The sequence below is a fragment of the Stenotrophomonas maltophilia genome (assembly GCF_002799245.1).
Classification (GTDB): Bacteria; Pseudomonadota; Gammaproteobacteria; order Xanthomonadales; family Xanthomonadaceae; genus Stenotrophomonas; species Stenotrophomonas maltophilia_S.
This window is the reverse complement of the sequence record NZ_NEQV01000006.1, coordinates 150048-170691: the sequence shown is the minus strand read 5'-3', so window position 1 is coordinate 170691 and position 20644 is coordinate 150048. Positions and strand designations below refer to the sequence as shown.

18 protein-coding genes and 1 tRNA gene are annotated in these 20644 nt (G+C 67.1%); 9 read left to right on the top strand and 10 right to left on the bottom strand.

All coding sequences use genetic code 11. The features are described 5' to 3' along the window. Positions 1 to 120 precede the first annotated feature (120 nt). From B9Y64_RS17930 to B9Y64_RS17915, 4 genes are all read left to right on the top strand, one after another. Positions 121 to 576 (top strand): Rrf2 family transcriptional regulator, encoded by a 456-nt coding sequence (locus B9Y64_RS17930; protein ID WP_100441864.1) that lies wholly within the window; start codon positions 121 to 123, stop codon positions 574 to 576. After that, entirely contained in the window at positions 566 to 1471 is a 906-nt protein-coding gene (locus B9Y64_RS17925) for an NAD(P)/FAD-dependent oxidoreductase (RefSeq protein ID WP_100441863.1), read from the top strand. Before B9Y64_RS17930 ends, B9Y64_RS17925 begins: the two co-directional genes overlap by 11 nt. A 189-nt stretch (positions 1472 to 1660) precedes the next feature. Beyond that, positions 1661 to 3331: a SulP family inorganic anion transporter gene (locus B9Y64_RS17920; RefSeq protein WP_100441862.1), complete on the top strand. Its 1671-nt coding sequence runs from the start codon at positions 1661 to 1663 to the stop codon at positions 3329 to 3331. Continuing rightward, positions 3328 to 3948 carry a ParB-like protein gene (locus B9Y64_RS17915; protein ID WP_100441861.1) on the top strand — a complete coding sequence of 207 codons (621 nt, stop codon included), beginning with the start codon at positions 3328 to 3330 and terminating at the stop codon, positions 3946 to 3948. The genes B9Y64_RS17920 and B9Y64_RS17915 overlap by 4 nt, the downstream gene beginning before the upstream one ends. A gap of 37 nt (positions 3949 to 3985) precedes the next feature. Here B9Y64_RS17915 and B9Y64_RS17910 read toward each other — a convergent pair whose 3' ends face one another. The 4 genes from B9Y64_RS17910 to B9Y64_RS17895 all read right to left on the bottom strand — a co-directional run bounded on the left by B9Y64_RS17910 (position 3986) and on the right by B9Y64_RS17895 (position 8419). Beyond that, a complete protein-coding gene (locus tag B9Y64_RS17910) occupies positions 3986 to 5206 on the bottom strand; it encodes an RtcB family protein (RefSeq protein WP_100441860.1) in 1221 nt (406 codons plus the stop codon). A 56-nt stretch (positions 5207 to 5262) separates the two neighbouring features. Further along, positions 5263 to 6387 (bottom strand): slipin family protein, encoded by a 1125-nt coding sequence (locus B9Y64_RS17905; RefSeq protein WP_100441859.1) that lies wholly within the window; start codon positions 6385 to 6387, stop codon positions 5263 to 5265. Between the two features lie 356 nt (positions 6388 to 6743). Then, positions 6744 to 6816: transfer RNA gene (locus tag B9Y64_RS17900), tRNA-Gln, on the bottom strand. A 646-nt stretch (positions 6817 to 7462) separates the two neighbouring features. Continuing rightward, on the bottom strand, positions 7463 to 8419 hold the full coding sequence (locus B9Y64_RS17895; protein ID WP_100441858.1) for an aldo/keto reductase: 957 nt from the start codon (positions 8417 to 8419) through the stop codon (positions 7463 to 7465). A gap of 169 nt (positions 8420 to 8588) precedes the next feature. On the opposite strand from B9Y64_RS17895, the gene B9Y64_RS17890 reads away from it, so the two are divergent. Beyond that, complete coding sequence (locus B9Y64_RS17890) at positions 8589 to 9446, top strand: class I SAM-dependent methyltransferase (RefSeq protein WP_100441857.1); 858 nt, start codon at positions 8589 to 8591, stop codon at positions 9444 to 9446. 166 nt (positions 9447 to 9612) lie between these two features. Further along, on the top strand, positions 9613 to 10152 hold the full coding sequence (locus B9Y64_RS17885; protein WP_014038904.1) for a pseudouridine synthase: 540 nt from the start codon (positions 9613 to 9615) through the stop codon (positions 10150 to 10152). 134 nt (positions 10153 to 10286) lie between these two features. Here the strand turns inward: B9Y64_RS17885 and B9Y64_RS17880 are convergent, their stop codons facing one another. Beyond that, positions 10287 to 10661: a hypothetical protein gene (locus B9Y64_RS17880; RefSeq protein WP_100441856.1), complete on the bottom strand. Its 375-nt coding sequence runs from the start codon at positions 10659 to 10661 to the stop codon at positions 10287 to 10289. A 215-nt stretch (positions 10662 to 10876) separates the two neighbouring features. Then, complete coding sequence (gene hrpB, locus B9Y64_RS17875; protein ID WP_100441855.1) at positions 10877 to 13381, bottom strand: ATP-dependent helicase HrpB; 2505 nt, start codon at positions 13379 to 13381, stop codon at positions 10877 to 10879. Positions 13382 to 13448: 67 nt separating this feature from the next. On the opposite strand from hrpB, the gene B9Y64_RS17870 reads away from it, so the two are divergent. Further along, positions 13449 to 14252 carry a TatD family hydrolase gene (locus B9Y64_RS17870; RefSeq protein WP_100441950.1) on the top strand — a complete coding sequence of 268 codons (804 nt, stop codon included), beginning with the start codon at positions 13449 to 13451 and terminating at the stop codon, positions 14250 to 14252. 195 nt (positions 14253 to 14447) lie between these two features. Here B9Y64_RS17870 and B9Y64_RS17865 read toward each other — a convergent pair whose 3' ends face one another. The 4 genes from B9Y64_RS17865 to B9Y64_RS17850 form a co-directional block, all read right to left on the bottom strand. Further along, the gene (locus tag B9Y64_RS17865) at positions 14448 to 15317 is read right to left on the bottom strand and encodes an NAD-dependent epimerase/dehydratase family protein (protein WP_100441854.1); all 870 of its coding nucleotides are present in this window, start codon (positions 15315 to 15317) and stop codon (positions 14448 to 14450) included. Beyond that, positions 15314 to 16252: a 2-dehydropantoate 2-reductase gene (panE, locus tag B9Y64_RS17860; RefSeq protein WP_100441853.1), complete on the bottom strand. Its 939-nt coding sequence runs from the start codon at positions 16250 to 16252 to the stop codon at positions 15314 to 15316. The genes B9Y64_RS17865 and panE overlap by 4 nt, the downstream gene beginning before the upstream one ends. Positions 16253 to 16625: 373 nt before the next feature. Next, positions 16626 to 17417, bottom strand: a complete 792-nt coding sequence (locus B9Y64_RS17855) for an ABC transporter permease (protein WP_014038898.1) — start codon at positions 17415 to 17417, stop codon at positions 16626 to 16628. Continuing rightward, positions 17414 to 18382 (bottom strand): ABC transporter ATP-binding protein, encoded by a 969-nt coding sequence (locus B9Y64_RS17850; protein WP_162292383.1) that lies wholly within the window; start codon positions 18380 to 18382, stop codon positions 17414 to 17416. The genes B9Y64_RS17855 and B9Y64_RS17850 overlap by 4 nt, the downstream gene beginning before the upstream one ends. 84 nt (positions 18383 to 18466) lie before the next feature. On the opposite strand from B9Y64_RS17850, the gene B9Y64_RS17845 reads away from it, so the two are divergent. Together B9Y64_RS17845 and B9Y64_RS22045 are read left to right on the top strand one after the other, a co-directional pair. Further along, the gene (locus B9Y64_RS17845; protein ID WP_100441851.1) at positions 18467 to 19228 is read left to right on the top strand and encodes a ferredoxin--NADP reductase; all 762 of its coding nucleotides are present in this window, start codon (positions 18467 to 18469) and stop codon (positions 19226 to 19228) included. A 66-nt stretch (positions 19229 to 19294) separates the two neighbouring features. After that, positions 19295 to 20629, top strand: coding sequence for a site-specific integrase (locus B9Y64_RS22045; RefSeq protein ID WP_125899101.1), 1335 nt, complete (start codon positions 19295 to 19297; stop codon positions 20627 to 20629). Positions 20630 to 20644: the final 15 nt, after the last annotated feature.

Genomic DNA, 20644 nt, shown 5'->3' with positions numbered 1-20644 from the left:
CGTGCATCACATTCGCGTTTCGTTTAGTGATGTGAAGAAATCATTTCACAGGACAAATGTGTCCATATGGAACGAATACGGACCCTCGACAGGCGGATTAAATGTAACTATCGTTGTTACATGAAATCCGCCAACCCACTTTCCGACGCCCTGCATGTGATGGCGCACCTGGTCGGCCAGGCCGCTCCGCGTACCTCCGAGCAGCTGGCGTCGTGCCTGCCCACCCATCCGGTGGTGATCCGCCGCCTGCTGGCGCAGCTGCACAAGGCCGGCCTGGTGCGCAGCACCCGCGGTCATGGAGGTGGCAGCCTGCTGGCCCGCGATGCCGCAGCGATCACCCTGCATGACATCTACCTGGCGGTGGGCGCACCACCGCTGGTGCAGGTCGGCACCCGCGATTCGGGCGGCGGCTGCCCGATCCAGCACCTGGTCAACAGCGCCCTGCTCGAGGGTGCGCGCGAGGCGCAGCGCCTGCTCGAAGCGCGGCTGCAGGCGGCCACGCTGGACCAGCTCGGCGCCGACTTCGCCCGCCATCTCGCCCATCACCGTTCCCTGGAAGGTCACCATGAATCCTGATGTGCTCATCGTCGGCGGCAGCTACGCCGGCATTGCCGCCGGCCTGATGCTGGCCCGTGCCCGTCGCCCGGTCACCGTCATCGACGCCGGTTTGCCGCGCAACCGTTTCGCCAGCCATTCGCACGGTGTGCTGGGGCTGGATGGCATCAGCGGCGCCGAGCTTCTGAAGACCGCACGCCAGCAACTGCTGGATTACCCCGGCGTGCGTTGGGTGAATGCCGAGGCGGTGCAGGCCACCGCCAGCGCAGAGGGCGTGGAAGTGCGCACCGCCGATGGCCAGGTGCTGGCTGCGCGCAAGCTGCTGCTGGCCAGCGGCATCGCCGACCAGCTGCCGGAGCTGCCCGGACTGGCCGAGCGCTGGGGCAGCACCGTGCTGCACTGCCCGTACTGCCACGGGTACGAGGTGGGTGGCGGCGCCATCGGCCTGCTTGGCGGCCATCCGATGTCCGCCAGCAAGGCGCCACTGTTCGCCGATTGGGGCAATGTCACCTTCTTCAGCCAGGGCCTGCCGATCAGCGATGAGGAACGGGCCGCCATGCAGCAGCGTGGCGTGCAGATCGAGACCTCGCCAGTGCTGGGCGTGCACGGCGACCAGCCGACCTGGCTGGAAGTGGAGCTGGCCGATGGCCGCCGCATCGCCCAGCGTGCCCTGTTCGTGCCGGCCACCCAGGCGATGGCCACGGCACTGGTGCAGCAGCTGGGCTGCGCGCTGGCCGACAGCCCGCTGGGCGTGCTGATCGAGGTCGATGCGATGAAGCAGACTTCGGTGCCGAACGTGTATGCCGCAGGCGATGCGACGACGGTCGGCAACATCACCCTGGCCACGGCCGAGGGCGTGCGCGCGGGCATCGGTGTGCATCATGCGCTGGTGGGCGAAGACAGCGTGCCGCGCTGAGTGCAGCGGCTCTGGTAGATGCCGACCTTGGTCGGCGCCGTTCCATCCACGCATGGCGTGGATCTACTGCGCCCTTGGGGTCAGATTCCTTTCGCAGAAAGGGCTCTGACCCCGGTCCGAGCGCTGACGCGGCATCCACCTGCAAACGCCGATAGTGGGCGCAACGCACCCACGCAGCCCGGGCCCGGCATGGACGAAGCAAACCGCCTCAGATCGCTGCTGGCCCCGTTGCAGGGCCTGCGCGGCTGGCGGCCGGTGCAGGCCACGCGCGATGCCATCGCCGGCATCACCCTGGCGGCGATCACCCTGCCCGAACAGATGGCGACGGCACGGCTGGGTGGCTTCGAGCCGCAGGTGGGCTTCTACGCCTTCGTCGGCGCCACGCTCGGCTTCGTGTTGCTGGGCCGCAACCGCCGGCTGACCGTTGGCGCCGATTCCACCATCACGCCGATCTTCGCGCTCACCCTGGCTGGGCTGGCTGCGCAACAGGCCAGCGCGCTGGCCGGAAGTGCCGTGCTGCTGGCGCTGCTGGTCGGCGTATTCCTGGCACTGGCGGCGCTGCTGCGGATCGGCGTGGTCGCCGCACTGCTGTCGGTGCCGGTGGTGACCGGCTTTCTGGGCGGCATCGCCGTGCATATCGCGGCCTCGCAGCTGCCGGCGGCACTGGGCGTCAGCCTGCCGTCGAGCGAGCTGCCCGAGCGCCTGTACGGGTTGCTGCGGGCATTGCCGCATGCACAGTTGCTGCCGACCCTGATCAGCTTCGGCGTGCTGCTGGCGATGGCGCTGTGCGACCGCATCAATCCACGCATTCCCGGCGCGCTGATCGCGGTGGCCATTGCCACGCTGCTGGTTGCGCTGCTGGGCGCCGAGCGATTGGATGTGGCGACCCTCGGCGCGGTGTCACCGTATCCGCCGCCATGGCAGCTGCCCGCGCTGGCGACGCTCACCACCCTGGTGCCGCTGGCGCTGCTGCTGACCCTGGTGATCATCATGCAGGTGGCCGCCGTCGACCGCGCGTTTCCCGGCGAGGAGGAGCCCGACGTCAACAAGGACTTCCTCGGTGTCGGCGCCGGCAACCTGCTGTCAGCCGCGTTCGGCGCCTTCCCGGTCAATGCCAGCCCACCGCGCACCGCGGTGGTGGTGGAAGCCGGTGCGACGTCGCAGCTGGGCGCACTGATCGCCGCGGCCCTGGTGATGCTGCTGGCGTTCTGCGGCGGCAGCGTGCTCGGTGCCATTCCCGAGGCAGCGTTGGCCGGCGTGCTGTTGTTCGTAGCGGTGCGCCTGTTCCGCCTGCGTGTGTTGATCGACATCGCCCGCCGTGCGCGCGGCGAAGCGCTGCTGGCGGTGCTGACCTTCCTGGCGGTGGTCTGCCTGCCCATCCAGTCGGGCATCGCGATGGGTGTGGGCCTGGCCCTGCTGCATGGCGTGTGGATGATCGCGCACAGCCCGATGCTGGCACTGACCCGCCTGCCGGGCAGCACGGTCTGGTGGCCGGGCAGCCGTGGCGAGACCGAGCCGGGTGTGACCGTGCTGGCGTTCCAGGCACCGCTGCTGTTCGCCAACGCCGACAGCTTCAAGCGGCAGCTGCTGGCCAGCATCGATACGACCCCGGCACCGGGGTTGATCGTGCTGGAAGGCAGCGCGATCGTCGAGATCGACTACAGCGCCGCGCAGACCCTGCGCGAGGTGGTGGGTCTCTGCCAGCAGCAGGGCATCGTGTTCGTCATCGCGCGGTTGGGCTCGGTACGCGCGATGCAGGCGCTGGAGCGCTTCGGCATCGCTGCTCTGCTGGGGCCGGACGGAACAACCCATAGCGTGCAGCAGGCCGTTGACCACTACCGCACACGAGGTACGCCATGACCCGCATTCCCGAACCACGGCTTTCGCCGGTTGCCATCCTCGAGCTGCGGCCGACGCAGATGAGCGTGGGCCTGCTGGAGGTAGAACGCAAGCGCGCACAGTGGAAGACCCTGCCCAGGGAAGGCGAAGAGCGCTACCTCGGGCGGCACATGGTGCCGGTGGTGGTGGGGCCGTCGAACCGGCTGTACCTGATCGACCATCATCACCTGGCGCTGGCCCTGCACGAGGAGGGCATCGAACATGTGCTGACCGTGGTGCAGGCCGATCTGTCACACCTGCCGAGGAAGCTGTTCTGGACGGTGATGGAGCGTTACTGCTGGGCGCATCCGTTCGATGCCGAGGGCGTGCGGCAGCCGCCGTCGGCGATGCCGAAATCGCTGCTGGAGCTGGCCGACGACCCGCATCGCTCGCTGGCCGGCGAGGTGCGCCGTCGCGGCGGCTATGCCAAATCGGTGCAGCCGTTCGCTGAGTTCCTGTGGGCCGACCATTTCCGCCAGCGGATGACCCGCAAGCTGATCCGCCGCGATTTCAAGCGGGCGGTGGCCACCGCCACCGAGCATGCACGGCACGCCGACGCCCGCTATCTGCCAGGCTGGTGTGGCGTCGAGCACGATTGAGGTGCGATGGGTGCCGGCCTTGGCCGGCACCGCTCCCTCATCCCTTCACGCACAGCACCTGGCGCAGGGTATGCACCACGTCGACCAGGTCGAGCTGCGCTGCCATCACGTCGTCGATCGACTTGTATGCAGCCGGTGACTCGTCCAGCACGCCGCTGTCCTTGCGGCATTCCACATGCGCGGTGGCCTCGCGGTGCTGGGCCAGCGTGATCTGCTGGCGCGCAGTACCGCGGCTCATCACCCGGCCGGCACCGTGGCTGCAGCTGTGGAAGCTGCCCGCGTTGCCCTTGCCGCGCACGATGTAGCTGCGCGTGCCCATGCTGCCGGGAATGATGCCCAGCTCGCCCTCGCGGGCACTCACCGCACCCTTGCGCGTTACCAGCAGCTCCTGGCCATGGTGCATCTCCTTCTGCACGTAGTTGTGGTGGCAGTTCACTGCCATCGCCGCCAGCTGGAACTTCGGCAGCCGGTGGCGCATCTCGGCCAGCACGCGCGACATCATCGCCTCGCGGTTCTGCCGGGCGTAGTCCTGCGCCCACGACACTGCTTCGACGTAGTCATCGAACAGCGGCTCGCCTTCCATGAAGAACGCCAGGTCCTTGTCCGGCAGGTGGAAGCCCAGCACGCGCCGGGCCAGCTCCTCGCGCGCCTTCTCGATGAAGTAGGTGCCGATCAGGTTGCCGGTGCCGCGCGATCCGCTGTGCAGCATCACCCACACCGTATCCGTCTCGTCCAGGCACAGTTCGATGAAGTGGTTTCCGCCGCCCAGCGTACCCAGCTGGCGGTCGAGCTTGTCGGTGCGGATCCTGCGGTGCTTGTCCTTGATCTTCTCCAGGCCGGCGGCCAGCCCGGACTGCACCAGCCGGGTGTGGATGCTGTCGGGCATGCGCTGATGCTCGCCGCCACGGCCGTTGCCGACCGGGATGCTGCGCTCGATGCTGTTGCGCAGCTGCCGCAGGTCATCAGGCAGGTCATTGGCGCGCAGCGTGGTACGCACCGCCGCCATGCCGCAGCCGATGTCGACGCCGACCGCGGCCGGGATGATCGCGCCGCGGGTCGGGATCACCGAGCCCACGGTCGCGCCCTTGCCCAGGTGCACGTCCGGCATCACGGCCACCCACGGCCCCACGAACGGGATCGCAGCGATGTTGCGCAGCTGCTCATGGGCCTGCGCTTCCAGCGGCACACCGTTGACCCAGCCCTTGATCGGCGTGGTGCCCTCTGCGTGCAGCCATTGATAGTTCTGTTGAGTATCCATGTCTTCGTGTATGTCCTTGATGGGCCGGCGGCGCGTCCCTGCGCCACCGCTACCCCCTACCTGATCGTCACCAGCTGCTTCAGCACGCCATCCAGGCCGCCGAATACGGTGAGCTTGTCGATCTTCTCGGTGACCTTCTCCAGCGCCTCCAGCTCCTTCAAGCGCATCAGCACCGGGTTGTCCTCGATCAGCTTTGCGGTGTTGAGCTGCGAACGCGTGGCGTTGGCCTCCTCGCGGCGACGGATCACGCTGGCCTGGGCCTGCTTCTCGGCCAGCACCACGCCGTTGAGGATCTCCTTCATCTCGCCCGGCAGGATCACGTCCTTGATACCGACGCCAAGCAGCCGCACGCCGTGGCCCTCGATCGCCGCCTGCACATGGGCGGCGATCTCGCCGTCCAGCGCCGCCTTGTCGCCCAGCAACTCGTCCAGGCTGCGCGCGGCAATCGCCTGGCGCAGGCCGAACTGCAGCTGCCGATAGACGAACTCATCGGCATTGCTGAGCGTGCGGTGCGCACGCACCGGGTCGACCACCTGCACGGTCGCGGCCAGGTTCACCCGCAGGGTCACCTTGTCGCGGCTGAGCAGCTCCTGGCCGGACACGTCCAGTGAACGTGCACGCAGCTCCACACGCTCCACCGACACGTTGCCGTTGAAGTTCCAGAACGCGTGCAGGCCGGCATCCAGCGTCTGCCGCAGCGTGCCATCGATGAACAGCAGGCCCACCGACTCGCTCGGCACGGTGCTGATCACCGCCACACGCGGCAGCACGCCCAGCTGGCCCAGGCGCTGCTGCACGTCCGCCGGAATGCGCGGCTCGTCACCCAGTGCCATCACGCGCACCTGGGTGTCGACAGAACCGCGCCAGTACAGGCGGCGGCTGCCCGGCGGCAGCACTTCATCGATGCGGCCGTTGCGCAGCAACAGGCCGACCTCGCCGGCGCCGACGTTGGCCAGCACGAAGTGCGTGTCCAACCGCGGGCCCAGTGCTTCGATCAGGCTGTCCTGGTCGCTGCCGGTGTAGGCGGCGCCCTTCGATGCAGTGTGGATGTCCACGTGCGGCCGGCCGCCGAACGGCGACAGGCGGTGCACGCCCGGCAGCAGGATCTGCTGGAAACGACGGTTGCGATACACCAGGCCGCGCTCGCCGTCGCCGATCACGACCTTGATGGTCCAGAACATGGGAGTCTCTCCTTGTATGGCTCTGGTGGTTCGACCCGGTGGGAAGCAATCGCCATGACCCGGGCCGATCAGGTCGTGGCGAGGCCGCCTGCACACCACGTGCAGGCAGCGGAAGAGGGCGGCCATCGGCGGACGGTCCGCGCGCGGAGCCTTCGGTGCACCGGCAGTGCTGCCATCGTCGTCGCCGGCAGGCAGCGCCGGTGCGGACCAGGGCGGGCAGTGGCGGCGGGCCGGGGCCCGGCGTGCGGTCCGTTGCCTTCCACGCCCCGCCCGAAGGCGATGACGGTGGACGGCGACGATGGCCGCTGGGGCGTGCGCCCCGGGTGTTGCTTCAAGTCATGACGTGACAGGTCATGTGGTTTGGAGTGGGAATCGAACCCACGACAGACGGAATCAGGATCCGTTGCTCTACCCTACTGAGCTATCCAGTGGTGAACCGCGCGGAATCGAACCGCGTGCCGGCGAACCGGCGCCTGCCTCCAGCAGGCGATCCAGGCGATGGCATGTCCGCGACCTCCGGCATACGCCACGGCAATGCCGCGCGCACCAGCCCGTGGTGGAAACGGGACCGTTGGTAGTCGAGGGTGCAGGCCACCGACATTATCGCGAGCGATAATGTTTGGGTGCGATGCAGATAATGTCCAGGCGTTGCCATGCACGCGGAGAAACTCCTCCGGTGCGGCGAAAAAACCTGGGTCAGTGAGCGGCGGGTTGCCGCGCGGGGTGCAGTTCTGGCATCGCGGGTCCTTGTGCCGACGCAAACGAAAACGCCCCCGGGACGTGCGTTCCGAGGGCGTCGTCAGGCCTCGGAGATCGGGGTGGCCGATCTCCGCAGGGCGGGTATCAGGCCGTTGTCAGCTGGACTTCCTTGCCGAACGCGCGCGCCAGCCCGTCCATGCGCAGGCATGGCAGCAGTTTGGCGATGGCGACGGAATGCGCGTTCAAGGGAAGTTTCCAGTGGCTGTTGAAACGAGGTGCGCACGATAAACCACGATTTAGTCGTGCGCAACCATTTTGTTCAATTATTTTCTTCGCTGCGCGTGTCATGCCGGCCAGCGGCCGGCACTACCGGGTCTCAGGCTTCCGTGCTGGCGGCGTCGAGTTGCGCGACATCCTGCACGCTCAACGACACGTTGGCCGCCGCCAGCAGGTCATGCAGCTGTTCGACGCTGGTGGCGCTGACGATCGGCGCGGTGATCGACGGCCGCGCGATCTGCCACGCCAGCGCGATCTGTGCAGCGCTGGCGGTGTGCTTGCTGGCCACGTCATCCAGTGCCTGCAGGATGCGCAGGCCGCGCGGGTTCAGATAGCGCTTCACCACTGTTTCGCCACGCGCCGGGCTCTTGGCCGCATCGGCCGGCGTGCGGTACTTGCCGCTGAGGAAGCCACTGGCCAGCGCGTAGTAGCCGATCACGCCGATCTGTTCGCGCTGCACCAGCGGTTCCAGTTCGGTTTCGTAGCCGGCGCGGTCATACAGGTTGTACTCCGGCTGCAGGGTTTCGTAACGCGGCAGCCTGTAGTCGGTGGACACCTTCAGCGCATCGGCCAGGCGCGTGGCGCTGTAGTTGGAGGCACCGATCGCACGTACCTTGCCGGCTTCGATCAGCCGACCGAACGCGGCCAGGGTCGCTTCCAGCGGCGTCGACTCGTCATCCTCGTGGGCCTGGTACAGATCGATCACGTCGGTCTGCAGGCGGCGCAGCGAATCCTCGACCGCGGCATTGATGTTGTCCGGGGTCAGGCCGGGGCGCTCGGCCCACTTGGCCACCTTGGTCGCCAGCACCACTTTGTCGCGCTTGCCGCTGCGGGCAAACCACTTGCCGATCAACGTCTCCGATTCGCCGCCGGCATTGCCCGGCACCCAGGCCGAATACACATCGGCGGTGTCGACCAGGTTGAAGCCGGCATCGACGAAGGCATCGAGCAGGGCGAAGCTGGCCTTCTCATCGGCGCTCCAGCCGAACACGTTGCCACCGAAGGCGAGCGGACGTACATGCAGGCCGGAACGGCCCAGTTCGCGGGTTGCCGTCATGGGCACGGACTCCTTGGGGGAAGTGCTCCAGAATAGAACGCGCTGTGTTACCGCGCTGCGGCGGTGACCACAAAACAGTGTTCCGCAACCTGCACCCGGCTAACGTTTTGTGAACACCTGGGACGCCGCGGCTGCTAGTCTCGCCGCATCTTCCGCTGGAGTCGTCCCGATGATGCCTGCTTCGTCCCTGCGTGGCTGCCGCCTGCTGCTTGCCTCGGCCCTGCTTGCCGCTGTTCCCGCGTTCGCCGCACCGGCCACGGTGGCGCCGGCGAAGATCCAGGTGTCGCCGGCCATCGACGCGGCGGTGAAGGCGTCCACCCGCGATGCCAACAACATCAAGCGCGATGGCTATCGTCATCCGGCGCAGACGCTGTCGTTCTTCAAGGTTGCACCGGAGAAGACCGTCATCGAGATCACCCCCGGCAACGGCTGGTACTCGGAAATCCTGGCACCGCTGCTGCATGACAAGGGCCATTACATTGCCGCTGTGGTCGATCCGATGGCCGTGCCCGAGGGCCGTGGCCGTGACTACCAGCAGCGCAGCCGCGACAGCCTGGAAAAGAAGTACGCCGGTGCGCCGGCGCAGTACGGCAAGACCGCCGTGGTCGCCTACGACCCGGCCAAGCCGGTGTTCGGCCCGGCCGGTTCAGCCGACGTGGTGCTGACCTTCCGCAACGTGCACAACTGGCGCAAGGCCGGCCAGGCGCAGGGCATGTTCCAGGGCTTCTTCAACGTGCTCAAGCCGGGCGGCGTGCTGGGCGTGGTCGAGCATCGCGCCAAGGCCGATGTGGCCGACGACGATGACACCGGCTATGTCGGCCAGCAGCAGGTGATCGCGATGGCCGAAGCCGCTGGCTTCAAGCTGGACGCACGCAGCGAGGTCAACGCCAACCCGCGTGACACCAAGGACCACCCGAACGGCGTGTGGACGCTGCCGCCGACCAACCAGCACGACAAGGCCGATGATGCGAAATACCAGGCGATCGGCGAAAGCGACCGCATGACCCTGCGCTTCATCAAGCCGTAAGGCGTACACGCGTCAAGCCTGTAGGGCCGAGCCCATGCTCGGCCCATCGCGCGCAGCGCGGCAGGGAACAGCAGCAGCCGAGCATGGGCTCGGCTCTACAGGGACGTGGGACGTGGCGCGTGACGCGGCGTGGGACAATGCCCCACCCACCGCTGCCGTGCCCGCAATGCTGATCGCCTTCAACAAGCCCTTCAACGTGCTCTGCCAGTTCACCGACCGCAGCGTGCCGCCGCGGCCGACCCTGGCCGGGTTCGGCCTGCCGCCGCGCGTGTATGCCGCCGGCCGGCTGGACCATGACAGCGAGGGCCTGCTGCTGCTGACCGACAACGGCACGCTGGCGCACAAGCTGACCGACCCGAAGCACAAGGCCGACAAAACCTACTGGGTGCAGGTGGAAGGCATGCCCAGTGACGAGCAGCTGCAACAGCTGCGCGAAGGCGTGGTGCTCAACGACGGGCCGACCCTGCCGGCGAAGATCGAGCGCCTCGATCCGGCGCCGTCGCTGTGGACGCGCGATCCGCCGGTACGGTTTCGCAAGACCGTGCCTGACAGCTGGCTGGCGATCACGATCCGCGAGGGCCGCAACCGGCAGGTACGGCGGATGACTGCGGCGGTGAACCTGCCGACGTTGCGGCTGGTGCGGGTGTCGATGGGACCGTACCGGTTGGACGATCTGCAGCCGGGGCAGTGGCGGCAGATCGGTTGAAACAGAAAGGGCCGGATACCTTGCGGCGTCCGGCCCTTACAGGCTGATGGGGTCAAAGCCCTTCCTGCGGAAGGGATCCGACCCTGGATCGGGGTCAGACCCCTTCCGCAGGAAGGGCTCTGACCCGGGCAGACTTACGCGTCGCTGCCGATATCGCTGTGCTCGTCCACCACGGTGTCGTTGCGGCGGTCACGCGCGCTGATGCGCTGCGCCTGGCCGTTCACCACGTGGCCATTGGCGGCCTTCTTCTTCTGCTGCTTGCGGTACAGCGCATAGCCGAGCAGGCCGACACCCACCGCTGCAGCGGCCACGGCCACTGCCGGATTGCGGCGCACGAACTTGGTCGCGGCCTTGCCGCCGGTCTTGACTGCGCCGATGGCGGCGCCGGTCTTGATCCAGTCCGCATTGCGCAGGCTGCCACCGGCGCTCTTCAGGCCGTCGCCGGCGCTGTGGGCCAGGTCCAGGGCGCGCTCCAGAGCGCGGTCGGTGATTACGGTCAGCTTGCTCATGCGGGGGGTCCTTTGCCTCGGGTCGAAGTCCAGTGTCGCGTGTTGCCCGTAAACGGTATGTCAGTCGGGGACGGGCATGGTGTGACTCTACTGCAGCCATTCAGGATCAGGCAGGGTGGGGTCGGATCCCTTTTCCTTGCGGAAAGGGCTCTGACCCCAACCACCGACCCCGGGGTCAGAGCCCATTGCGATGCAATGGGATCCGACCCCGCCCCTCAGGTTCCGCGTGGCTTGGCCCGATGCGTGGCCGTGGCCGTCCACGGATCATCCGGCCATGGATGGCGTGGGTAGCGGCCCTTCATTTCCTTTTTCACTTCGGCGTAAGTGTTTTCCCAGAAGTTGCGCAGGTCCTGGGTGACCTGCAGTGGGCGGCCACCGGGAGATAGCAGGTGCAGGGTCAGCGGCACGCGGCCATCGGCGATGCGCGGCGTGTCGGCCAGGCCGAACAGTTCCTGCAGCTTCACCGCCAGCACCGGTGGCAGCGGATCGCCGCTCTCGCTGTCCAGCGCATAGGTGATCGGCCGCTCCAGTCCGGATGGCACGGTGATGCGGGTCGGTGCGTGGCGTTCGACCAGCTGCCGTTGTGACCACTCCAAGGGTGACTTCAACGCCTCGCCGAAGCTGGATTCGTCCAGCGCATCCAGTCGCGTCCTGCCGGCAAACGCCGGCTGCAGCCATTGCGCACGCGTGGCCAGCAGGGCGTCGTCGCTGCAATCGGGCAGGCCGAGCTCGGGCATCCAGCGGCGCAGCGATTGCACCCGTGCCTGCCACTGGCGCAGGCCCTCGGTCCACGGCAGCGCCGACAGGCCGAGCTCGGCCACGGCATCGGTCAGCGCCTGCGCCGCGTGCTGCGGATCGACCCGTCCGGCCGAGCGGCTGTCCAGCACGATGCGATCGAAACGGGTCTCGCGCAATGCCACCAGGGCGCGTCGCTCGCTGTCCCAGCGCACCACGTCTTCGGTGACGAAGCGCTCCGGCCACGCCTTGCGCAGCCGATCCTCGTCCACTGGCGCGGCACGCAGCAGCAGGGCATCACGCGCCTCGAAGCGCAGTTCGCTGGCCACCAGCCAGGGCTCACCGCGCAGGTCGCTCAGTTCGTGCAGGCGCGCGCTGCGGCCATTGGCGAGCAGATAGCGCAGCGGATCGCCGGGATGCTGGAAACCGATCCGGTCGGGGAAGGCATGCGCGAGCAGGTCACCCAGCTCGTGGGCCTCGATGCTGACCGGCGGCATGGCCTCGCAGCGCAGGCGGCGACGCCACTGCCTGGCGGCAGCATCGATGGCGGCCAGCCCGCTGCGATTGGCGTCGCCCGGCGCGCGGCCATTGCGGAACGCGGCCAGTGCGCGCCAGCGGGCGGCCAGCGCGTCACCGCCCTGGCGCAGCGGATCGCGCGCTTCGAGCAGCGCGGCCAGGTCGGCGGCCAGCGCCTGTGCACGCGCATCCGGTGCGGCCAGCAGCATCGCCGCCATCCGTGGGTGCGTGCCCAGCGCCAGCACACGGCGGCCGAGTGCGGTGATCGCGCCGCTGCTGGACAGCGCGCCCAACCGCTGCAGCAGTTCGCGGGCGGCGCCCATCGGGCCGGCCGGTGGCGGATCGAGAAAGCGCAGGTCGCTGCTGCCCCAGGCTGCCAGCTCCAGTGCCAGCCCTGCCAGTTCCACCTGGTCGATCTCGGCGCGGCGCTGCGGCTCCAGCCGCTGCGACTGCGGCCACAGCCGCCACGCCACGCCCTCGGCCACGCGGCCGGCACGGCCCGCGCGCTGGTCGGCCGACGCCTGCGCGATGGCCACCACGTCCAGCCGGGTGAAACCACTGTTGGGGTCGTAGCGCGGTTCGCGTGCCTGCCCGCTGTCGATCACCACGCGCACGCCGGGCAGCGTCACCGACGACTCGGCGACGTTGGTGGCCAGCACCACGCGGCGGCGGCCATCACCAGCGGCCTGCAGTACGCGCGCCTGCTGTTCCACCGGCAGCTCACCGTGCAGGGCCAGCACCTCGACATTGCCGTCCAGTGATTCCTGCAGCCCGGCCTGCACCCGCGCGATCTCGCGCTGGCCGGGCAGGAACACCAGCAGGTCACCGGGGTGCTCGGCCAAGGCCTGCTGCACCGCGCGGCGTACCTGCAGCTCCAGCGCTTCGTCGCGGCGCGCCGGGAAGTGGCTGACCGCCACCGGGAAGCTGCGGCCCTCGCTGCTCAGGCGGGGTGCATCGAGGAAGCGCGCCAGCCGCTCGCCATCCAGTGTGGCCGACATCACCACCAGGCGCAGGTCGTCGCGCAGCTGCGCCTGCACGTCCAGCGCCAGCGCCAGGCCCAGATCGCCACTGAGATGGCGCTCATGGAACTCGTCGAACAGGATCGCGCCGACCTCTTCCAGCATCGGGTCGTCCTGCAGCATGCGGGTCAGGATGCCTTCGGTGACCACCTCGATCCGCGTACGTGACGAGACCTTGTTCTCGAAGCGGATGCGGTAGCCGACCGTGCCGCCCACCTCTTCACCCAGCTGCCGTGCCATGAACAGTGCCGCGCTGCGTGCGGCGACCCGGCGCGGTTCCAGCAGGATGATCTTCCTGCCCTGCAGCCATGGTGCATCGAGCAGCGCCAGTGGCACCTGGGTGGTCTTGCCGGCGCCGGGCGGGGCCTCCAGCACCAGGCGTGGCTGCGCGGCCAGGTGCTGCTGGATCTGCGGCAGCAGCGGGGAAATCGGGAAGAGCGGGGCGTTCATGTGCAAAGGATAAGGGGCCACGGCGGGCGCAGGTACAATGCGCGGGCACTTTTCCCCCGCGATGACCATGCATCTGATCGATATCGGCGCCAACCTGACCCACGACTCCTTCGACCGCGACCGCGATGCCGTGCTGGATCGTGCGCGCCAGGCCGGCGTGGTGCAGATGGTCATCACCGGTGCCAGCCGCGAGCACTCGCCCCTGGCCGTGCAGCTGGCGCAGCAGCACCCGGGCTTCCTGTACGCCACCGCTGGCGTGCACCCGCACCACGCAGTGGAATACACCGAGGAATGCGATGCCGAGATGCGCGCGCTGCATGCGCACCCGGAAGTGGTGGCGGTGGGTGAGTGCGGGCTGGACTACTTCCGTGATTTCTCGCCGCGCCCGGCCCAGCACCGTGCGTTCGAGCGCCAGCTGCAGCTGGCCGCGGACAATGGAAAGCCCCTGTTCCTGCACCAGCGCGACGCGCATGCCGATTTCATGGCACAGATGAAGAACTTCGAAGGTCGCATCGGCCCGGCGGTGGTGCATTGCTTCACCGGTGAGCGCGACGAACTGTTCGATTACCTGGATCAGGACTGGTACATCGGCATCACCGGCTGGCTGTGCGATGAGCGCCGCGGCGCGCACCTGCGCGAACTGGTGAAGAACATCCCGGCCAACCGCCTGATGATCGAGACGGATGCACCGTACCTGCTGCCGCGCACGCTGAAGCCGATGCCGAAGGATCGCCGCAACGAACCGATGTTCCTCTCGCACATCGTGGAAGAGCTGGCACGTGACCGTGGTGAGGACGTGGCGGTGACCGCGGCCAATGCCACCGCTGCCACGCGTGCGTTCTTCCGGCTGCCCGAGGCCCCGAAACCGTAGAGCCGAGCCTGCGCTCGGCTGATCGCGCGCAGCGCGGGTTCTTGGGGGTTTGCCGAAGAGCAGCCGAGCATGGGCTCGGCTCTACAAAAGCCGGGTGCTGCGGAATGCCCGTAGAGCCGAGCCTGCGCTCGGCTGATCGCGCGCAGCGCGGGTTCTTGGGGGTTTGCCGAAGAGCAGCCGAGCATGGGCTCGGCTCTACAGAAGGGCGCGCAGGCCTTCGCGGTAGGTCGGGAACTGCGGTTGCCAGCCCAGCGCTGCGCGCGTGCCACGGCTGTCGATGCGCTTGTTGCTTGCGTAGAACCGCCGCAACGCAGGGCTCAGCGTGGGGTCATCCCAGGCCACTGCTGGTGGCAGCACGAAGCCCCCCAGCTGCGCGGCGAACGCCAGCACGTCCTGCGGTGGGGCGGGCTCATCATCGCTGGGCAGGTAAAGCCCACGGGCGGCAGGCCGCTGCAGGGCAGCGACGACCGCCGTGGCCAGGTCCTGCACGTGCAGGCGGTTGAACATCAGGCCGGGGCGAATCACATGGCGGGCACGGCCCTCCGCCAGCTGCAGCAGTGCGTTGCGGCCGGGACCATACAGCCCCGGCAGGCGGAACAGCGCCGACGCGATACCGCGTTCTTCCGCAAGGGCACGCCACTGGGCCTCGGCGCGCCTGCGCTGCACGCCGGCCGCTTCGGTGGAATCGGCCCTGCTGCTGTCGTCGATCCAGCCTCCGGCGCGATCGGCATATACCGACGTGGACGACAGATAGCCCACCCAGCGCAGTGCCGGGCTGCCCCGCAGTGCCGGCAGCAGCAGGCGCAGTACCGGGTCGCCCTCGGCATCCGGCGGCACGCTGCACAGTACGGCTTCGGCCTGCGCGATCTCATCGAGCAGGGCAGGTGATGGTGGGGCGTCGATATGCAGTGGATGCCGCAGCACGCCGTCGTCCGGAGCCGACGATGGGTCGCGCACCGTGCCGGCCACGCGTACCCCCAGCGCCTGCAGGTGCTGGGCCAGAACGCGCCCGCTCCAGCCCAGGCCGAGGATCAGCACCCGCGACGGCAGCGTGGCGGGGCTCACGCGCCGCGCAGTGCCTGGTACGCCTGCAGGCTGCTGTAGGCGACCTGCAGCAGCAGGGCTTCCTGGTCGGCCTTGCGCGCACGCGCCAGCATGTCGCCGACGATCTGCTCGGCCTCCACCTGCTGGCCGGCTTCCAGATCACGCAGCATCGATGCCTTCAGTGCCGAGCCGGCCTGGGTCAGCGTGCCGCGCGCGGTGTCCTGCGCGGCCTCGGGAATCGGTTCACCGGCGGCTTCGGCCACGGCCAGGCATTCGTCGTACAGGCCGCGCACGATCGCCTCGCCATCGTCGGTGGCAACGAGGGTGCCGATGTCGGCGCGCAGCAGGCAGGTCGCCGCCGCCAGCGCGGTCAGGAAGGTGTACTTGACCCACTGTTCCTGGCCGATGCGTTCGCTGGCCAGGTGATCAAGGTTGGCCTGCGCGCAGACCGCAGCGAAATCACGCACGCGTGCGGAGAGCGCGCCGCCGTCGCGTTCGCCGAAAGTCAGCTTGGCCGGCTTGCCCAGATGCAGCACCGCGCCATCGGGTGCCTTGGTGGCGCTGATGAAGCACAGGCCGCCGAGTACAGCGTCGCGGCCGAAGCGCAGATCCAGCGCGTTGTAGTGATGCAGGCCGTTGAGGATCGGCAGTACGGTGGTGCCTGCGCCAACGGCTGGTGCAATGGCGTCGATCGAGCTGTCCAGGTCGTAGGCCTTGCAGCTGAGGATGACCAGGTCGAACGGCTTCTGCGCGGCCAGCGCGGGCAGCGCATCGGCGGTGACGTGCTGCACCGGGAAGCGGGCATCGCCGAGCGGGCTGCGGATGACCAGGCCATCGTGGTCCAGCTGCGCGGCGCGCGCGGGACGCACCAGGAAGGTGACGTCCACGCCGGCCTGGGCCAGGCGACCACCGAAGTAACCGCCGGTACCGCCGGCGCCGAGGATCAGGATGCGCATTGCACGTTCACCGTTTTCTGGGGGAATCAGTAACCTGATTGTGCCGGAGAACGTGGCCGGTGGCGGTGCGCGTTGTGGCTGCATCGGCGCGAAGAGCAGCCGAGCATGGGCTCGGCTCTACAAGGGCCAAGCGTTGCGGAATGCCTGTAGAGCCGAGCCTGCGCTCGGCTCGCGCGAAGCGCGGGTTCCCGGGGCCGGCCGGAAAGCAGCCGAGCATGGGCTCGGCTCTACAAGGGCCAAGCGCTGCGGAATGCCTGTAGAGCCGAGCCTGCGCTCGGCTCGTGCGCGAAGCGCGGGTTCCCGGGGCCGGCCGGAAAGCAGCCGAGCATGGGCTCGGCTCTACCACAAATGATCGGTATTCTGCAGGCAACCCTCAGCTGCGCATGCCCACGCCGCGACGCAGCAGCCACAGCGCCAGTGCCGTCAGCGCCACCACGAATCCGATCATCAACCCGTAGGCAACCGGCAGCGGCACATCACTGCTGCCCAGCAGGCCATAGCGGAACGCATTGACCATGTAGAAGATCGGATTTGCGTGCGTGGCCGCTTCCGCCCAGCCCGGCAGCAGCTTCACCGAATAGAACACGCCACCCAGGTAGGTCAGCGGGGTCAGGATGAAGGTCGGTACGATCGCCACGTCGTCGAACTTCTTCGCATACACCGCGTTGATGAAGCCGGCCAGCGAGAAGATCGTCGCACCCAGGATCACCGTGGTCAGCATCACCAGCGGGTGCGGGATACGCACCGGGGTGAAGAACATCGCGATGATCAGCACGATCACGCCCACCATCAGTCCACGCAGCACGGCGCCGGCCACGTAGCCCCACAGGATCACCCAGTTCGGCATCGGGCTGACCAGCAGCTCTTCCACGTGGCGGCCGAACTTGGCGCCGAAGAACGAGGAACTGATGTTGCCGTAGCTGTTCTGGATCACGCTCATCATCACCAGGCCCGGCACGATGAACTGCATGTAGGTGTAACCCCCCATATCGCCTACGCGCGACCCGATCAGGTTGCCGAAGATCAGGAAGTACAGGGTCATGGTGATCGCCGGCGGCACCAGGGTCTGGCCCCAGATACGCATGATGCGGGCGACTTCGCGGCGCACGATGGTCATCAGTGCGATGCGGTTGCGCTGGCCGTCGGTCAGCTCGGTGGTGCTCATGCAGGCTTCTCCAGGTTGCCGGTGAGGCGCACGAACAGCTCCTCCAGGCGGTTGCTCTTGGTACGCATCGATCGCACGCGGATGCCGGACTCGTTGAGCGTGGCGAACACGCGGTTGAGGTCCATGGCGCGCGGCATGTCGATGTCCAGCGTGTGCGGGTCCGGCGCGGTCAGGATCGCGCCCTCGATCACCGGCAGCTGCGCCGGCAGGTCACCGTCGATGTCCAGCAGGAAGCCTTCGACGTCGAGCTTCGCCAGCAGGGTGCGCATCGGCCCCTGCTCGACGATCTGGCCATGGTTGATGATCGCCAGGTGCCGGCACAGGTACTCGGCTTCTTCCAGGTAGTGGGTGGTGAGGATGATCGTGGTGCCGGCGGCATTGATCTCCTTCAGCACGCGCCACATGTCGCGGCGGATCTCGATGTCCACGCCGGCGGTCGGCTCGTCCAGGATCAGCAGCCGGGGGCGGGTCATCATCGCGCGGGCGATCATCAGCCGGCGCTTCATGCCGCCGGACAACGTACGGCTCATCACCTGCGCCTTTTCCCACAGGTGGGCGCGCTTCAGTTCCTCTTCGGCGCGCTGCTCGGCTTCCTCGCGCGGCACGCCATAGAAGCCGGCGTAGTTCACCAGGATGTCGAAGGGCTTTTCGAACAGGTTGAAGTTGATTTCCTGTGGCACCAGCCCGATCAGGCGCATGGTGGCGCTGCGGTTGCGCACCAGGTCGCTGCCGAACACTTCCACCTGGCCCTCGCTGAGGTTGACCAGGGAGCTGATGATGCCGATCAGGGTCGACTTGCCGGCCCCGTTGGGGCCGAGCAGGGCGAAGAAATCGCCCGGGGCCACTTCCAGGGAAACCCCCTTCAGGGCCTGGGTGCCGTTGTCGTAGGTCTTGCGCAGGTCGCGCACGCGCAGGGCGGGCGCCGTATCGTTCAGGGAAGCCAAGCTCGAAGCCTTCGCGCCCATGGGCTGGCGCTGGAGAGGGGCGGGGAGACGCTATTATAGAAGACCCCGAGGGCTTGCCCCGGCTACACACTGTCCCGAAAAGTCGTGCCTGTTCAATTCCCCCTCAAGCTGGTCGGCCGCCGCATGCTGGCCCCGACCGTCGGCCACTACCAGTTCGTGCGTGACGACGGACAGCCGCTGGATTTCCAGCCGGGCCAGTTCATCCAGGTCCATTTCAGCTACGCCGACGGCACCGAAACCAAGCGCAGCTACTCGCTGGCGACCATCCACGACCATGCGCTGGGCCCGGGCGAGGCAGTGGATATCGCGGTCAGTTTCGTGCCCGGTGGAGCCGCCACGGCCCTGTTCGAGGCGCTGGAGCACGGTGGCCAGGTCAGCGCGTCCGGCCCGTATGGCCGCTTCTGCCTGAACCCCGGCGACCACAACGCCCGCTACCTGCTGATCGCCACCGGCACCGGCGTCACCCCGTACCGCTCGATGCTGCCGCTGCTGGAAAAGGCGATGGCCGAGCGCGGCGTGCAGATCGTGCTGCTGCAGGGCGCGCGCAGCCCGGGCGAGCTGCTGTACAGCGAAGATTTCTACAGCTTCGCCGAAAAGCACCCTAACTTCCGTTATGTTCCCTGCCTGTCGCGGGAGCTGCCGGTCGAGCCGCACCCGGACGTGCAGCACGGCTACGTGCAGCAGGCGCTGGCCGGCATCACCCCGGACCCGGCCACCGACATCGCGTACCTGTGCGGCAACCCGGACATGGTCGACGCCTGCGCCGAACTGCTGAAGGCCGCCGGCCTGGGCAACCCGCAGATCCGCCGCGAGAAGTACGTAAGTTCAACCCCTTCAAAGGCTTAAGTGGCCTATTGACCTTGGCGAACAGCGGGCGTACCGTCCGCTGCAGGTCAGCTCGGAGTCAATCCGATGCAAGTGGTTATGCCCCCTGAGGGAGCCTTTGCACACGCGCCTAAGTTGCAGCATGTACCGATTCTGATCGGTGACGATGGCTCATACCCAATTGAAGCCAACCGCTACCTCGATGAGCGCAGCAACGGGGAATGGCAACTTCCTCGCGACCGATCAAAAGCAAAAGCTGAGAGTGAGCTCTTTTACGGGCCCATCCCAACCTTGCGCTCGCGAAGAAACATGGCCGCAAGGCTTTCTATTTTTCTCGAATGGTGCATAGACCAAGCCACTGATTGGCGAGAAATTTCCTACAACGAGAATATCCTTCATCAGTATCAGCCGGCACTCCTGAGTGGAGACGGCTCCCCGAGTGGGAGGCAGTTGGATCCCGCTACAGTTAACCTCTACGTCAATGAGGCGTGTCTATTTCTGACCTGGGCCAGCGAGCGCGGCTATCGCCTGCCCATGCAGATACCTGTAAGAAAAGTTGCATACACCTACATATCGCCCACAAGCTCGCAAAGCGGAACACTGCGCTCAAAGACTGTGCGGATCGGGTCTCTAACTGCGCCGGAAGCTCCGATCATCCTCCCTCCTGACAGGGAGGTTGAGATGTGGTTGAAGTCGATTTCGGTGCGTGCGCCCGTAAAAATTCTGATCTTCGAGCTGATCATCCGTTCTGGCCTCAGGATCTCGGAAGCCAATCAACTACGGGTCACCTGTTTTCCAGCAAAAAGAACGAGCGAGAGAACCAACTGGCAACCCGACTGGATATTGGCTGGTGAGGTTCCGCTAGTGCTCAAGTATGGCACTAAGGGAGGCAAGGTCAGTCCTGGGTCAGACCTTGGCACAAGATGGCGTACGGTATTTGTGCCACTAGATCTTGCCGAAAGGATCTGGCACTACATTTCGGTGATTCGACCGACCCAGCTGACGAGATATCACATTGGTGATAGGAAACACACCAAGCGGACAGATCGTCTGTGGCTTGGAGAAGGTGTGAACCGACCTGTGAGCAATGAGATGCTTCGCCGGATTTGGACTTCCGATCGGCATTGTCCCAAAGGATGGCACCCTCATACAGGAAGGCACCATTTTGCGGTGGAGAAGATCTGCGCCCTGACGCGGGCGCAGTTGGCCCTCGCAGGCAACTCAGAGCTGAGTGGTGCTGACTTCGGTTGGTTGCATGGGCTCATGGCCGGACAGGTAAAGATGCTTCTCAGTCCGCTTATGGGGCACGTTGATGAGCGCACGACGATGCAATACTTGCGCGCTGCGGTAGCCAAAATTGGTCGTGATCGAGGGCATCCAGCAATTCGTTGGAATGCGATCATCGACGAGGCATTGACGTGAGAGCGCGTGAAGATA

Coding starts and splice junctions, on each gene's coding strand:
- B9Y64_RS17895 (WP_100441858.1), bottom strand. CDS start 8,419: ATGACGGCAACCCGCGAACTGGGCCGTTCCGGCCTGCATGTACGTCCG.
- B9Y64_RS17890 (WP_100441857.1), top strand. CDS start 8,589: ATGATGCCTGCTTCGTCCCTGCGTGGCTGCCGCCTGCTGCTTGCCTCG.
- B9Y64_RS17880 (WP_100441856.1), bottom strand. CDS start 10,661: ATGAGCAAGCTGACCGTAATCACCGACCGCGCTCTGGAGCGCGCCCTG.
- hrpB (WP_100441855.1), bottom strand. CDS start 13,381: ATGAACGCCCCGCTCTTCCCGATTTCCCCGCTGCTGCCGCAGATCCAG.
- B9Y64_RS17930 (WP_100441864.1), top strand. CDS start 121: ATGAAATCCGCCAACCCACTTTCCGACGCCCTGCATGTGATGGCGCAC.
- B9Y64_RS17910 (WP_100441860.1), bottom strand. CDS start 5,206: ATGGATACTCAACAGAACTATCAATGGCTGCACGCAGAGGGCACCACG.
- B9Y64_RS17925 (WP_100441863.1), top strand. CDS start 566: ATGAATCCTGATGTGCTCATCGTCGGCGGCAGCTACGCCGGCATTGCC.
- B9Y64_RS17855 (WP_014038898.1), bottom strand. CDS start 17,417: ATGAGCACCACCGAGCTGACCGACGGCCAGCGCAACCGCATCGCACTG.
- B9Y64_RS22045 (WP_125899101.1), top strand. CDS start 19,295: ATGCAAGTGGTTATGCCCCCTGAGGGAGCCTTTGCACACGCGCCTAAG.
- B9Y64_RS17850 (WP_162292383.1), bottom strand. CDS start 18,382: ATGGGCGCGAAGGCTTCGAGCTTGGCTTCCCTGAACGATACGGCGCCC.
- B9Y64_RS17885 (WP_014038904.1), top strand. CDS start 9,613: ATGCTGATCGCCTTCAACAAGCCCTTCAACGTGCTCTGCCAGTTCACC.
- B9Y64_RS17920 (WP_100441862.1), top strand. CDS start 1,661: ATGGACGAAGCAAACCGCCTCAGATCGCTGCTGGCCCCGTTGCAGGGC.
- B9Y64_RS17870 (WP_100441950.1), top strand. CDS start 13,449: ATGCATCTGATCGATATCGGCGCCAACCTGACCCACGACTCCTTCGAC.
- B9Y64_RS17905 (WP_100441859.1), bottom strand. CDS start 6,387: ATGTTCTGGACCATCAAGGTCGTGATCGGCGACGGCGAGCGCGGCCTG.
- panE (WP_100441853.1), bottom strand. CDS start 16,252: ATGCGCATCCTGATCCTCGGCGCCGGCGGTACCGGCGGTTACTTCGGT.
- B9Y64_RS17915 (WP_100441861.1), top strand. CDS start 3,328: ATGACCCGCATTCCCGAACCACGGCTTTCGCCGGTTGCCATCCTCGAG.